Here is a 12,432-nt window from a genome sequence, read left to right on the forward strand (position 1 = left end):
GAGATGAAAAAAATGCCCCCGTCACACGACCGGGGCATTTTTCTTTTGTGCCTGCGCCTTGGCCCGGCTCCAGACCACCCGCGCCAGCAGCAGCACAGCGACGATCGCCGCGAACAGCATCGGCTGCGCCAGGTTGTTCTTGGCCGCCTTCATCCACCAGAAGTGCAGTACCGCGAGCGGCGCGATCAGGTAGATCAAGCGGTGCAGCCACTGCCAGCGCTTGCCGCCGAGGCGCTTGATCATGCCGTTGGTGCTGGTGGCGGCCAGCGGAATCAGCAGCACGAAGGCCGTGAAGCCGACCAAGATGAAGGGCCGTTTCGCCACATCGCGCAGCATGCCGGCGACGTCGAAGAAATGGTCGAACCAGAAGAAGGCGATGAAGTGCAGCAGCGCGTAGAAGAAGGTGAACAACCCCAGCATGCGCCGCAGTTTGACCAGCCAGTTCCAGCCGCTCAGCCGGCGCAGCGGCGTCACCGCCAGCGTGATGCAGAGCAGGTATAAAGCCCAGTCGCCGGTCTCGTGGGTGATGTATTCGAGCGGGTCGACCGGCACCTGCTGCACGACCAGCCAGGCGCCCCACAGGAAGGGCAACAGCGCCGCGACGAACACGGCGGTCTTGATGAGCGAGAGCTGCTTCGGTGCGGGATTGAACGCCATCGATCAGAAGAACTTTTTCAGGTCCATACCCGCGTACAGCGAGGCGACTTCGGGATAGCCGTTGAACATCAGCGTGTCGCGCTTGCGCTTGAAGAAACCGTCCTCGCCGATGCGGCGTTCGGTCGCCTGCGACCAGCGCGGGTGGTCGACCTTCGGGTTCACGTTCGAGTAAAAACCGTACTCCGAGGGCGCCGACACGTTCCAGGCCGTTTTCGGCTGCTGGCTCGTAAAACGGATGCGCACGATCGACTTGGCCGACTTGAAGCCGTACTTCCAGGGCACGACCAGGCGCACCGGCGCGCCGTTCTGGTTCGGCAGCACCTGGCCGTACATGCCGACGGTGAGCAGGGCCAGCGGATGCATGGCTTCGTCGATGCGCAGGCCTTCCACGTAGGGCCAGTCGAGTACGCCCGAGCGCAGGCCCGGCATCTGCTTCGGGTCGGCCAGGGTCGTGAATTCGACAAATTTGGCATTGCCCGTCGGTTCGACATGTTTGATCAGGTTCGACAGAGAATAGCCGACCCAGGGAATCACCATCGACCAGCCCTCGACGCAGCGCAGGCGGTAGACGCGCTCCTCGAGCGGCGCCAGCTTGATCAGGCTGTCGATATCGAGGCGCACTGGCTTTTTGACTTCGCCGTCGACCAGCACGGTCCAGGGACGCGTTTTCAGCGTGTGCGCGTTGTCGGCCGGGTCGCCCTTGTCGAGCCCGAATTCATAGTAGTTGTTGTAGTTGGTCGCGTCCTTGAAGGGGGTGCGCGGCTCGGTCGTGGACAGGGCCGGGTTGGCGCGCGCGGCCAGCTTCTGGCCGCCCGCCGGGGCTTGGGCGAAGGCTTCGCGGTTGGCCATCTCCCACAGCGCGCTGCCGACGGCGGCGCCGGCCGCCATTTTGGCGATGAACTTGCGCCGCTCTTCGTATACCTCGCGCGGCGTGATTTCGGAAGGCGACGGCGGGTTCACGCCGTCGCGGGAGGGTTTGATCAGCATTGCTGGCTCCAGGCTGTTGAAGCCTTACGATACACGATTTCGTCAAATTGCCTTGCCGCGCAGCCTGGAGCGATGCCCGGCATCAGCGCGCCGGCGTCACCCGCCACACGGTGTTCGCCAGGTCGTCCGCGACGATGAGCGCGCCGCGCGGGTCGACCGTGACGCCTACCGGACGGCCACGGGTTTTACCCTCGCCATCGCGGAAGCCGGTCACGAAATCGACCGGTTCGCCAGAGGGACGGCCGTTCGCGAAAGGCACGAAGATCACCTTGTAGCCGACAGGTTGCTCGCGGTTCCAGCTGCCGTGCTCGCCGACGAAGGCGCCCTGGGCAAAGGCGGCGCCCATGGAGGGCTTGGAAAAGTCCAGGCCCAGCGCGGCCACGTGCGAACCCAGGCTATAGTCCGGCTTGATGGCGGCGGCGACCTTTTTCGGGTCCCCCGGCTTGACGCGCGGATCGACGTTCTGGCCCCAGTAGCTGTAGGGCCAGCCGTAGAAGCCGCCTTCGCGCACCGAGGTCAGGTAATCCGGCACCAGGTCCGGCCCCAGTTCGTCGCGCTCGTTCACGACCGACCACAGTTGCCCAGTCTCAGGATGCATCGCCAGGGCCGTCGGATTGCGCAGGCCGGTCGCATACGGCTTGTAGGCGCCGGTCTGGACGTCGATCTGCCACACCATGGCGCGGTCGACCTCCGCTTCCATGCCGCGCTCGGTGATGTTGCTGTTGGAGCCGATGCCGACGTAGACGAAGCGCCCGTCGGGGCTGATCGTCATGGCCTTGGTCCAGTGGTGGTTGATCTCGGACGGCAACTTGGTGATGCTCTTCGGCGGGCCGCCGGCCCGGGTCTGGCCGGTCTGGTAGGCGAAGCTGACCAGTTCGTCCTGGTTGGCGACGTACAGCGTATTGTTGGCGAAGGCCAGGCCGTAGGGAGCGTTCAGGTTTTCCGCGAAGACGGTTTTGAGTTCGTAGACGCCGTCGCCGTCGGCATCGCGCAGCAAGATCAGGCGGTTGCCGCCCTTGACCTTGGTATTGCCCTTGGCCTTGATGTAGCCGGCGATCACATCCTTCGGTTTCAGCTTGGCCGCGCTGCCGCCACGGCCTTCCGCCACCAGGATGTCGCCATTCGGCAGGACCAGGCTCTGGCGCGGGATTTTCAGGTCGGTCGCGATCGCGCTAATGGCGTATCCCTTGGGCACGGTCGGCTTCTGGTCGCCCCAGGCAGTCGGTTCCGCAATCTTCATCTTGGGCAGCAGGCCGCGTTCCGGCGCCGGCAGTTTCGGGTCCGCGCCGTAAGCGATCGTGCCGTTGCCTTCGTTGGAACAGGCGCTGGCCAGCAAGGCCAGGCTGATCAGGGCCAGTGAGTTCAAGCGTTTCATTTCACACCTCCCGTACGCGCGCCCAGTCCCATCCATGCCGCTACGCAGGCCAGCAGGGTCACGATGATTGACAGCACCAGGCCGGCGGGCATGACGGCCCAGGCGTCCTTCGCATGCTGAAAGGCGTTGATCAAGCCCAGCACAAAGGTCGCCAACAGCAGCACGAAGTACACCAGCGGTTGCCCCGCCTTGCGCGGCGCACGCATCAGGTTCACGAGCGCAAACAACAGCGCCAGCCCGCAAAACAGCAAGGCGCCCGCAATCAGCCAGGACGCGAAGTTGCTCCACTGGATTTGATAGCTCTGGTAGTAGGCGATATCGCTCAGCAATGCCCCCAGGAAGAGCGGCACGGTACCGGCGAGCAGGATCGCGTGGAGCGGACCCGGCGCGGTTCGATAGGCCGGGTTGGCCGTAACGGAAGTTGACATGGAATGGCCCTCGATTGTGATTTTAGTTAATCAAATCATATCGCCTATCCAAACGAGCTGGCGCACAGGCCGGTCAGGTCTGACATTCCGACACGGGCTCGAGCATATAGATCTCGCATCGGAACAATTGGTGAGATTCACGCCATTGCCAAGCGGATATACTCAGAAGCGGGATGTTACTTAATAAAAAGGAAATCTATGAAATTTGCAGTCCACGCCGTCATCGGCCTCTCGCTGGCCTTCGCCGCCTCTGCCCATGCAGCAACCCAGCCGACCGTGGCCCAGGCCGCGGTATCCGGTCCCGCGCACGTAAAAGCCGTGCAGGACCTGCTGGGCGCGATGAAGGCTGAAAACGTCTTGCGCGGTGTCGCCGGCCGCAGCCGCTATCCGAGCGCAGCGCAGCGCCAGGCGGTGTTCGCGAAGATCGACAAGATTGCGCCTGCGGAGGTGCACCAGCGCCTGGCGCCCTCGCTGACGCGCGTCATTTCCTTCGACACGGCGACCGAGATGACCCGCTTCTACAACACCCCGTACGGCAAGAAAGTCATCCACAACAAGTACAACAGCGGCCCGCAACTGATGATGCCGGGCGCGACGCCTGCCGTCGCACCGGAAGAGAAGAAAGAGCGCAAGCGCGCCGCCTATGTCCTGGCGAGCAAGGAACTGGCGGCGGCGGAACCGATGGTCGAGCACGAAGCGTTCAAGCTGGTACAGGCGATCAGCAGGGACAAGCGCTGAAAAGAGGCGTCTCCCGGCACGCAACAGCGCGCCGGGAGAAAGCCCAATCAATACTTATAACTCCCCGTAGGAGTGCAGGCCCGACAGGAACATGTTCACGCCGATGAAGGCGAAGGTCGTCACCAGCAGGCCCACCACCGCCCACCAGGCCGCCACGCGGCCGCGCAGGCCGGACATCAGGCGCATGTGCAGCCAGGCCGCGTAGTTGAGCCAGACGATCAGCGCCCAGGTCTCCTTCGGGTCCCATGACCAGTAGCCGCCCCAGGCTTCGGCCGCCCACAGCGCCCCTAAAATGGTGGCGACCGTGAAGAAGGCGAAGCCGACGGAAATCGACTTGTACATCACGTCGTCCAGCACTTCCAGGCTCGGGATGCGGTCGGCCAGGATGCCGTGGGACTTCAGCAGGTAGGCCGTGCCGACCATGGCGGCCAGCGCGAAGGTGCCGTAGCCGATGAAGTTGGCCGGCACGTGGATCTTCATCCACCAGCTTTGCAGGGCCGGCACCAGCGGCTGGATGGTGGCCGCGTCGCGCGAGACCGTGTACCAGAGCAGGAAGGCGACGGCCGCGCCGATGATCAGCAGGACAAAGGCGCCCAGCTGGCGCGTGGCGTAGTGCTCTTCGTAATACAGGTAGAACAGGGCCGTGATCAGCGCAAACAGGATGAACACCTCATACAGGTTCGACACCGGGATGTGGCCGATGTCCGGCCCGATCAGGTAGGACTCGAACCATCGCACCATCATCCCCGTAAAGCCCATCACGACCGCGGCCCAGCACAGGCGCGAGCCGAGCGCGCCGCCGGTGCCCGAGCGGGACAGCAGGCCGATCCAGTAGAACACGGTCGAGAACACGAACAGCGCGCTCATCCACAGGATGGCGGACTGGCTCGACAGCATGTACTTCAGGACGAATTTCTGCTCGGCCGCGGCCAGCGAGCCGTCGTAGAGCGACACCGCCCACAGCGACAGCGCGGCAATGAGCGGCATCAGCCAGCGCACCGGCTTCCAGTGCCAGCCGAGGGCGGCGAAGGTGGGCGCGCTGAGCAGCAGGATCGCGCGCTCGTAGCCGTCCATGTAGGCGGCGTAGCGGTTCAGGGCGAACAGCGCCGCGGCCAGCAGGCCGGCGCCAAAAATCCAGTCGATCGCGTTCAGGCGGCGGAAATAGCCGGGCGTCTCCTTGTAGATCGCCCCAGGGTTCGGTCGGGATGCTTCCATGCTCGTCTCCAATACTTTTTTGTTGCGCCAGCGCCTGCCAGCTTACGCCGATTGCGGCAGCTTGGCTGCCAGCTCGGCGAATTCTTTCTCGAAGTCCAGCGTCTTGCGCTGGGTGCTCATCGCCATCAAGGCATGCGCGCCCTCGCCTTCCTTGCGCACCCAGACCCACAGGCGCCGCTCGCGGATGTAGAACATCGCGAAGATGCCGGCGATCAGCAGCACGCAGCCGAGGTAGACGATCTTCTTGCCCGGCGAGCGTGTCACCTGCAGCACCGAGGCCTTGATCTCGTTGAATTCTTCCAACTGCAGGTAGACCGGGGCGCCGTAGAAGAAGCTGTCCGAGAGCGCATTGGTCGCCAGCTGCAGGAAGCGCGCTTGCGTGTCGTTGCCTTCGACCGGGGCCTCGCCGTCGCGTGCGCGTGCGGCCTGCCACAGGTCCCACAGGACGCCGTTGAGCATCTTGATGAAGACGCCCGCCGCCTTTTCCTGCTCGGCCGCGGGGATCTTTTCCAGGAACTGTGCCACCGCAACGAAGCCGCCCGGGGTGCCGTCGCCGGCGAACATGGCAAGGGTGCGCTCGGCCGACTCGCGCAGCTGGTCGGTAAAGCCCGGCTGGGCCTGCTGGCCGGGCGACACGGCGCGCGCCGCATACCGGCGCGCCGCCTCGGCACGCAGTTGCGGGTCGGCCAGCGCCGCGCGCAGGCGCATCCATTCGCGCACGCCGTGCTTATCGTCGGCGGGAATGCGAAGGAAGCGGAAGGATTCGGCCGGGGTATCGCGCACGCCGGCGAGATAGACCTGGGCACCGTCGAGCAGCACAGGCTGCATGTAGTTCATGAATTCGCGCGCCTGGCCGGTCTGGTCGCGCAGCTTGTATTGCACGCTCGGGCCGACGTTTTTCAGGTCCTTGTTCGCGTCCAGTTTCGCGGCCGCGCCGGACGCTTTACCAAGTGTGGCGGCGAACTGCTCGTTGAACGACTGCCCTTTCGTAACGGCACGCGGGTCGTTGCCGGCCGTGTTCTCGACGTTGAAGGGACGGAAGCCCGTCCACTCGACCGAGAAGGTGGTGCCCGCCGCCTTCAGTTCGGTGGCGCCGTTGACTTCGCCGGCGATCTCGAACGCGTCGTCGAGCTTGCCGGCCATCGGGAAGCCGGTCAGTTTCAGCCGGCTGCCGCCGTCCTCGAAGCTCGACTGGTAGACGGCGACGCCCTTGTAGATCAGCGGCTGGTTGACCTTGATCGTGGCCGGGAAGGTTTTATTTTCCGCGCGGTCGTGCACGATGACGTCGCTGGCAAACAGCTTCGGCATGCCGGTCGAGTAGAAATCGATATGGAATTTTTTCAGTTCGATCGCGAACGGCAGTTCCTGCAGCAGCGAGCCGCTGGCCTGCGCGATGGTGGCGGTCTGCCCGGTCTGGCCTTCGGCCAGCAGGATGTTGCCGCGATAGGTGGGGTTGGCCACGCTCAGGCGGTGCTGGGCCGGCACTTCGCTGATCAGGCCGCCGCCCATGTAGGGCGTCTTGCCGAAGAACCATTGCTGCACGCGGATGGGCAGCTCGGAATCGAGCATGCCGCCCAGCAGGATCACGATGATGGCCGTGTGCGCGAAGATATAGCCGAACTTGTTGCCGGCGCCCTTCTTCGCCGCCACCAGGATGCCGTGTTCCTTCTCGACGATTTTGACCTTGTAGCCGGCGTGGCCCAGGCGTGCCGCGCTCTGCGCTGCCAAGGCCGCCGCGTCTATCGGGGCCGTCCATTCGTTCTTGTGGTGGAAATTGCGCAGCGAGTCTTCGCGCACGTGGTCGCGCCAGCTGCGCATGTCGCGCACCATCTTCGGGGCGTTGCGGATCACGCACAGGGCGGTCGAGATGATCAGCACCAGCAGGATGGCGAGGAACCACCAACTGGTGTAGACCGTGTAGACGCCGAACTTGCGGAAGGTTTCGTACCAGAAGGGTCCGAACTGGTTCACGTAGTTCGGCATGATGTCGCTCTGGCGCACCACGGTGCCGATGATGGCGGCAATCGACAGCAGCACCAGCAGGCTGATGGCGAACCGCATCGACGACACCAGCTCGACCGCTTCGGCCACCCAGCGGCGGCGCGTGTTCAATTCAATTCCGGTGGTGCTCATTTCTCTGGCAACTTCCTCGTGCGGCGGGGTGCGCCGCAGGCTTGCAGCAAAAAGGGCGCCAGCTTCCGCTGCCGCCCTTTCTTTGTTCTTCAATGACTCGTTAGCCTCTGACAAAGCCACAGGGCAAGGCGCTTCGTCGAAGACAGTACGCTAGTACGGCGAGACGAAAGCAACGCAGCCATGTGGCTTTGTCAGCGCAAGCCGGCGATGTAGTCGGCCACGGCCTTCATCTCGGCATCCGACAGGCGCTGGGACAGGGTCGTCATTTGCGGGCTGTTGTTGCGTGCGCCGGTGCGGAAGGCGACCAGCTGGGCCACAGTATAGTCCTGCAGCTGGCCTGCCAGGCGCGGATACTGTACCGGAATGCCGCTGCCGTTGGCGCCGTGGCAGCTGGCGCAGGCGGCGACGCCCTTCTCGGCGATGCCGCCGCGGTAGATCTTGCGGCCCAGTTCGACCGTGTCCTTGTTCTTCGCCGCGCCCGGCTTGACCTTCTGCACGGCGAGGTAGGCGGCGACGTTGCGCTTTTCCTCGTCGGTGAGCATCTTGGCGTAGGTGGTCATGACCGGGTTGACGCGTTGCGGCGTCGTGAAGTCGACCAGTTGCTTGTGGGTGTAGGCTTCGATCTGGTTCGACAGCTTGGGGTTTGCCGCGATGGTCGAGTTGCCGTTGGCGCCGTGGCAGGACAGGCAGGCCGGCAGGCCACGGGCGGTGTCGCCGCCTTCGTACAGGGTGGCGCCTTTGGCGGGATCGGGTTTGGCGGGACGCTGCGCTTCGGCGGCGCCGGCGGCAGTGGACAAGGCCAGGGTTGCAACCAACAACGATTTCACGAACACCGCGCTAGCGGTCGATACAGACACACGATTCATTCGAGCACCCTGAAAAAGTCGACAACAAATTATTGTAAATACAGCTGGTATAACAGGTCTCCGGGAGGACCTCGCAACACTTGATAACCCCTTATTGTACAATAGCTTTGTTTCCCTATTGCTTCATTTCATTGCCTTTTTCACCTCTTCCCCATGTCCAAACTCTGGCAAGCCCGCTTCTTCACGACCGTCAACCAGCTGCGCGATCTCCCCAACACCGTGGTGCCCGAGATCGCCTTCGCCGGCCGTTCCAACGCGGGCAAGTCGACCGCGATTAATATTTTGACGAACCAGAAGGGCCTGGCGTTCGCGTCCAAGACCCCTGGCCGCACCCAGCACATCAATTATTTTTCGATCGGCGGCGCCCACGTCGGCCAGCACCGCAAGGACCCGACCATCGTCGAGGAAATCCGCGCCCTGCTGGTGGACTTGCCGGGCTATGGCTACGCGGAGGTGTCGGGCAATGCCAAGCTGCACTGGCAAAAACTGCTGGGCGACTATGTGCAGCGGCGCGAACAGCTGGCCGCGCTGGTGCTGATCATGGATTCGCGCCGTCCCTTCACCGACCTCGACGTGCAGATGCTGGAATGGTTCGCGCCGACCGGCAAACCGATCCACTGCATCCTGACCAAGGCCGACAAGCTCAACCGCAACGAGCAGGCCAATGTGCTGCGCGAGGCGAAAGGCGTGCTGGAGAGCTATGTCGACGAGGATGGCGAAGGTTTCCCGTTCACGGTGCAGCTGTTCTCGGCCTTGAAACGCATCGGCATCGAGGAAGCGGACGCCAAGATCCAGCAGCTGGTCGGCCTGGACCGCGACGATGACGTTGCCGGCGACCTGCCCGGCGGCGATGCCGCGGGCGATGAAGAGTAAGCCCAGCGATTCCTCTGCAGCGATTTCCCTGAAAAGAAAGCGAATTCGATGACCCCGATTACCTCCGCCATGTATCCCGCCACCCGCATGCGCCGCATGCGCCGCGACCCGTTCTCGCGCGCCCTGATGCGCGAAAACACGGTCACCGCATCCGACCTGATCTATCCGGTCTTCATCCTCGACGGCGAGAACCAGCGCCAGCAGGTGGCCTCGATGCCGGGCGTGGAGCGCGTCTCGGTGGACAACCTGATGGCCGTGGCCGAAGAATGCGTGGCGCTCGGGATCCCGGTGCTGGCGCTGTTCCCGGTCATCGACGCCTCGCTGAAAACCTATGACGGCGTCGAAGCCACGAATCCGGACGGCCTGGTGCCGCGCGCAGTCAAGGCGCTCAAGCAGCGCTTCCCGCAACTGGGCCTGCTGACCGACATCGCGCTCGACCCCTACACGACCCACGGCCAGGATGGCCTGCCCGACGAGAACGGCTACATCGTCAACGAGAAAACCATCGACATGCTGGTGCGCCAGGCGCTGACCCATGCCGAGGCCGGCGTGGACGTGGTGGCCCCTTCGGACATGATGGACGGGCGCATCGGCGTGATCCGCAATGCGCTGGAAGCGCGCGGCTTCATCCACACCCGCATCATGGCCTATTCTGCGAAATACGCCTCGGCCTTCTACGGCCCCTTCCGCGACGCCGTCGGCTCGGCCGCCAACCTCGGCAAGGCAGATAAAAACACCTACCAGATGGACCCGGCCAACAGCGACGAAGCCTTGCGCGAAGTCGGCCTCGACATCGCCGAGGGTGCCGACATGGTGATGGTCAAGCCGGGCATGCCCTACCTCGACGTGGTGCGCCGCGTGAAGGACGAATTCAAGGTGCCGACCTTCGCCTACCAGGTCAGCGGCGAATACGCGATGATCAAGGCCGCCGCCCAGAACGGCTGGCTGGATCACGACAAGGTCATGATGGAATCGATGATGGCGTTCAAGCGCGCGGGCGCTGACGGCGTGCTGACGTATTTTGCGCTGGATATCGCGCGCAAACTGAAAGCGGGCGCGTAAGAGTTCGTCTTGCTCGTGAAAAAACCGTGCGCGAAGCACGGTTTTTTTTCGCCTCAATGTTTCATCACGAACACCGCATCAATACGCCTCGATGTTCACCCCCACCAGCTCCACTTCTCCCTCGTCCATCATGTGATGGTGCCCCATCATCGCGTGCATCGACACCACCCGCAGCCGGACCGACCCGTCGCCCGCCATCGGCTGCATCCTGCCTGATTGTTGCAGCTTGTCGCCCAGCGGCAGCGCGAACGACAACGCGCCGCTGGTGCGGTGCCCGAACATGGTGATCGTCGCCAGGTAGAACGGGCTGCCCTCCTCCACCTGGGCGGGATCGTCCGGGCCGTTGAGGAGGACGACATACGCGTCGCGGCACAGCTGCGGGAAGTTCAGCGTGACGTTGGCGACCAGGTGGGTGCCGCTGCCGGCCGCCTCTTCGACCGTCCCCGCGGGCAGCTGGACCGTTCCCGTGGCCGGCTGCCGGCCTTGCACGTGGCGGTTGAGCACCTTGCCGCCGTAGACGCGCCGCGTCGCCGGCCGCTGGCGGGAGGTGCCGCTCGACCCGGTGACGACTTCTTCTCCCGATCCCGGCTCGTAGTCGTAGCCGAATGCGGCCATCGATTCGTAGTCGCCGTTGCGCGTTTGCTTGACCGGCTGGCCGCGGCTGTCGACGAAGAACAGCAGGGGTTCGCGCGCCCAGCGGTAGTAATCGGTGGCGCGCTCGGCGGCCGATTTCTGGTCGTCCGGCAGGTCGGTGCGCAGCTCGGCGCCGGCCGGCGCGGTCGGCAGGCCGAGCAGGGTCTGCTTGCGCGTCCACACGTCCCACAGCCGGTCCATGTTCCCGTGGTGCAGGAAGAAAATCGGGTCGACCGGCGACAGCATGTCCGCCATGAAGCCGGCCGTCTCGACGAAATTGCAGTCGCGCGAGCCGACGCAGCGGTGCACGGAATTGTGCGGGCGCGCCTCGAGGATGCCGAAACCGGCCGAGGTGGCGTGGTTGGCGCTCTTCGGGCTGCCGAAGGTCGGGAAGTCGCGCGCGTCGAGGGCAGCGCGCACGGTGGCGATCGAGACCGAGTCGCTGGTCGACACATTGAATCCCGGCCGCTCGCGGCGGATGCCGCGCGCATTCGGCTGCTCGAAGAACAGGCGCCCGGACGGGTCGTGCAGGATGTCGAACATCAGGTCGGCGTCGAAGCGCACGCTGCGTGCCAGCAGTTGCCCGAACTGCGAATTGCGGCTGAAGACGCCGCCAGGCGAGGTCCAGTAGCCGGAATTGGCGATCGCGCCGGCCATGCGGCGCTCGAAGTTGTCGGCCGTCGGGATGTAGGCCGGGTGATTCGGATCGAGCACGTCGTCGAACATGTCGTCCGGGATGCGCGGCTCGGCGGTCCAGTCCCAGTACGGCAGCGCGAAGTGCGGATCGTGGCTCAGCTCGCGGCAGATCTGCTCGAACCAGCCGAGATAGCCGCGGTGCCAGGGCAGGAACCACCAGTTGCCGTGCGGGCAGTCGAGCGTGTGGACGATCGCGTGGCGATACCAGTTGCGCGGATCTTCGGGCGGCAGCTCGAGCATCGCGCGCACGGCCCTGGCATAGCTCCTGAGCATGCGCTTGCCCATTTTCGAGGAGGCATTGTAGCGGCGGTATTGCGGCGGTTTGACTGGTTTCTGCGCGAATGCAGCGAGCGGCAGCATGCCGGCGCCGAGAGCGAGGCCTGCCGTTTTGAGGGTAGTGCGGCGTGCGGGATTGAAAGCCGAATCTGACTGGTGGGTCATGACGTGCTCCGGTTGCGTTCAGTTGGGCCTGGAACAATCCAGGATCGTTGCCCCTGTAAAACCGGTCGCTGGTACGCACCAATCTGGGGCACACAGCTCAGCCTAGCTCGTCCGTATAGCGTGTTAATGGCAAAACGCAAACGAGCTGATCAATGGCCGCTTGCCGGGTGCCGGAGGTATTGCCGAGGGAAAAGAAGGTAGGGTGGACGGGTCTCCCGTCCACGCGTTCAACGCACGTTTACCGAATCGCGACTCGTCATGCGATGGTTGACCGCGTGGACGGCACAGCCGTCCACTTTACGAAGCGCTACCACTGTGCAACGTTCCG

The 12,432-nt window shown here is 64.2% G+C and carries 11 protein-coding genes; 3 read left to right on the forward strand and 8 right to left on the reverse strand.

The features are described from left to right. Positions 1–21: 21 nt before the first annotated feature. The 4 genes from ACWCIA_RS21110 to ACWCIA_RS21125 all read right to left on the reverse strand — a co-directional run bounded on the left by ACWCIA_RS21110 (position 22) and on the right by ACWCIA_RS21125 (position 3,447). A complete protein-coding gene (locus ACWCIA_RS21110; RefSeq protein WP_454166470.1) occupies positions 22–657 on the reverse strand; it encodes a sulfite oxidase heme-binding subunit YedZ in 636 nt (211 codons plus the stop codon). A gap of 3 nt (positions 658–660) precedes the next feature. Continuing rightward, positions 661–1,644 carry a protein-methionine-sulfoxide reductase catalytic subunit MsrP gene (gene msrP / locus ACWCIA_RS21115; RefSeq protein WP_454166471.1) on the reverse strand — a complete coding sequence of 328 codons (984 nt, stop codon included), beginning with the start codon at positions 1,642–1,644 and terminating at the stop codon, positions 661–663. Between the two features lie 82 nt (positions 1,645–1,726). Beyond that, positions 1,727–3,019: a PQQ-dependent sugar dehydrogenase gene (locus tag ACWCIA_RS21120; protein ID WP_454166472.1), complete on the reverse strand. Its 1,293-nt coding sequence runs from the start codon at positions 3,017–3,019 to the stop codon at positions 1,727–1,729. After that, complete coding sequence (locus ACWCIA_RS21125; protein ID WP_454166473.1) at positions 3,016–3,447, reverse strand: DUF2231 domain-containing protein; 432 nt, start codon at positions 3,445–3,447, stop codon at positions 3,016–3,018. The genes ACWCIA_RS21120 and ACWCIA_RS21125 overlap by 4 nt, the downstream gene beginning before the upstream one ends. Positions 3,448–3,645: 198 nt before the next feature. Here ACWCIA_RS21125 and ACWCIA_RS21130 point away from each other — a divergent pair, with 198 nt between their 5' ends. After that, positions 3,646–4,185 carry a hypothetical protein gene (locus ACWCIA_RS21130; RefSeq protein WP_454166474.1) on the forward strand — a complete coding sequence of 180 codons (540 nt, stop codon included), beginning with the start codon at positions 3,646–3,648 and terminating at the stop codon, positions 4,183–4,185. Between the two features lie 54 nt (positions 4,186–4,239). Here the strand turns inward: ACWCIA_RS21130 and ccsB are convergent, their stop codons facing one another. The 3 genes from ccsB to ACWCIA_RS21145 all read right to left on the reverse strand — a co-directional run bounded on the left by ccsB (position 4,240) and on the right by ACWCIA_RS21145 (position 8,399). Beyond that, positions 4,240–5,400 (reverse strand): c-type cytochrome biogenesis protein CcsB, encoded by a 1,161-nt coding sequence (gene ccsB, locus ACWCIA_RS21135; protein ID WP_454166475.1) that lies wholly within the window; start codon positions 5,398–5,400, stop codon positions 4,240–4,242. A 42-nt stretch (positions 5,401–5,442) separates the two neighbouring features. Beyond that, positions 5,443–7,533, reverse strand: a complete 2,091-nt coding sequence (locus ACWCIA_RS21140) for a cytochrome c biogenesis protein ResB (protein WP_454166476.1) — start codon at positions 7,531–7,533, stop codon at positions 5,443–5,445. A 191-nt stretch (positions 7,534–7,724) separates the two neighbouring features. Further along, positions 7,725–8,399, reverse strand: a complete 675-nt coding sequence (locus ACWCIA_RS21145; RefSeq protein ID WP_454166477.1) for a c-type cytochrome — start codon at positions 8,397–8,399, stop codon at positions 7,725–7,727. A gap of 153 nt (positions 8,400–8,552) precedes the next feature. Between ACWCIA_RS21145 and yihA the strand changes: the two genes are divergently transcribed. Both yihA and hemB read left to right on the forward strand, forming a co-directional pair. After that, positions 8,553–9,272: a ribosome biogenesis GTP-binding protein YihA/YsxC gene (yihA, locus tag ACWCIA_RS21150; RefSeq protein WP_454166478.1), complete on the forward strand. Its 720-nt coding sequence runs from the start codon at positions 8,553–8,555 to the stop codon at positions 9,270–9,272. 48 nt (positions 9,273–9,320) lie between these two features. Beyond that, positions 9,321–10,334 carry a porphobilinogen synthase gene (hemB, locus tag ACWCIA_RS21155; protein ID WP_454166479.1) on the forward strand — a complete coding sequence of 338 codons (1,014 nt, stop codon included), beginning with the start codon at positions 9,321–9,323 and terminating at the stop codon, positions 10,332–10,334. Positions 10,335–10,412: 78 nt separating this feature from the next. Here hemB and ACWCIA_RS21160 read toward each other — a convergent pair whose 3' ends face one another. Then, positions 10,413–12,104 (reverse strand): tyrosinase family protein, encoded by a 1,692-nt coding sequence (locus ACWCIA_RS21160; RefSeq protein ID WP_454166480.1) that lies wholly within the window; start codon positions 12,102–12,104, stop codon positions 10,413–10,415. Between the last annotated feature and the right edge of the window lie 328 nt (positions 12,105–12,432).

This window comes from Massilia sp. SYSU DXS3249 (assembly GCF_053668055.1).